We start from the raw sequence: 714 nt of genomic DNA on the forward strand, positions 1-714 counted from the left end.
TGATACGGGCGAAGTGGATGTGACGCCACCAACCCTTGCCTTTACACCGACCTTTGAGCTTGGTTTATTAGTGACCCTAAGCGGTACCTCTGATTTGCCAGCAGGCAGCGAAATTACTATCACTGAGCAACTTATAGGCGGTGGCATTGGGGCCACTTACACCACCACAACCGATGCCAATGGTAATTGGTCATTAGTGGGCTTGGATGTATCACTCCTTGATGTTGGCTCAGTGATCGCCACAGCCACCGATGCGGCGGGCAACACGCGCACAATCAGCTCAGATGACTTTGATAGCACACCGCCTACGCTTAGCGTTGAGGTGGATGCACAAAGCAATAGCAACACGCCTATAATCAGCGGCACGAGCGATGCGGGCGAAGGCGCGCAAGTGACGATAGTGGTGACCGACAGCGATGGTAATCCACAAACCATCACTGCGCTTGTTGATGCAAATGGTGATTGGAGCGCCACACCAAGTACACCACTCAGTGAAGGCGAAAGCACGATTGAAGTGAGCGTACGCGATAGTGTAGGCAACGAAACCACCGTGAGTGAAACCACTACGATTGACACGCAAGCACCTACACTTACGATACAAAATGTAGGCGATGTAAACGACCTAACACCGACATTACAGGGCACCAGTAACGAAATTGGCGGCACGGTGACACTCACCGTGACCGACAGTGACGGCGCTGTGCAACCTCTCAC

1 protein-coding gene is annotated in these 714 nt (G+C 52.7%); it reads left to right on the plus strand.

Translation table 11 applies throughout. From position 1 onward, the window contains the following. Positions 1 to 714, plus strand: a 714-nt coding sequence (locus tag CWC17_RS15425) for an Ig-like domain-containing protein (RefSeq protein WP_249935933.1), incomplete at both ends; no start/stop codon positions are given.

The organism is Pseudoalteromonas sp. S3785 (assembly GCF_005887365.1).
Lineage (GTDB): Bacteria > Pseudomonadota > Gammaproteobacteria > Enterobacterales > Alteromonadaceae > Pseudoalteromonas.